Source organism: Blastococcus sp. CCUG 61487, from assembly GCF_005222955.1.
In the GTDB taxonomy this organism is placed as follows: Bacteria; Actinomycetota; Actinomycetes; order Mycobacteriales; family Geodermatophilaceae; genus Blastococcus.
The window spans coordinates 1-220 of record NZ_LWUA01000170.1 but is presented as its reverse complement, the minus strand read 5'-3'; the positions used below and the strand labels follow the sequence as shown (position 1 = coordinate 220).

Annotated in this window: 1 protein-coding gene; it reads right to left on the bottom strand. The window is 81.8% G+C overall.

The genetic code is table 11. From position 1 onward, the window contains the following. Nucleotides 1–220, bottom strand: a 220-nt coding sequence (locus tag A6V29_RS09525; RefSeq protein ID WP_137160071.1) for a DAK2 domain-containing protein, incomplete at both ends; no start/stop codon positions are given.

Below are 220 nucleotides of genomic sequence, written 5' to 3'. Positions count from 1 at the left end.
CGGCGGGCCAGCGGCGGCCGGGCGGGCTCCACCCCGGTCACGGTGGTGACCAGCGCGTCCAGGACCAGGCAGAGCCCGGCGCCGCCGGCGTCGACCACCCCGGCATCCCGCAGCGCGGCCAGCTGCTCGGGGGTGCGGTCCAGCGCGGCGCGGGCGCCGTCGGCGACCGCCGTCGCGACCTCCGCGAGACTGGTGCGCCCTCGGGCCACCTCGGCCACCG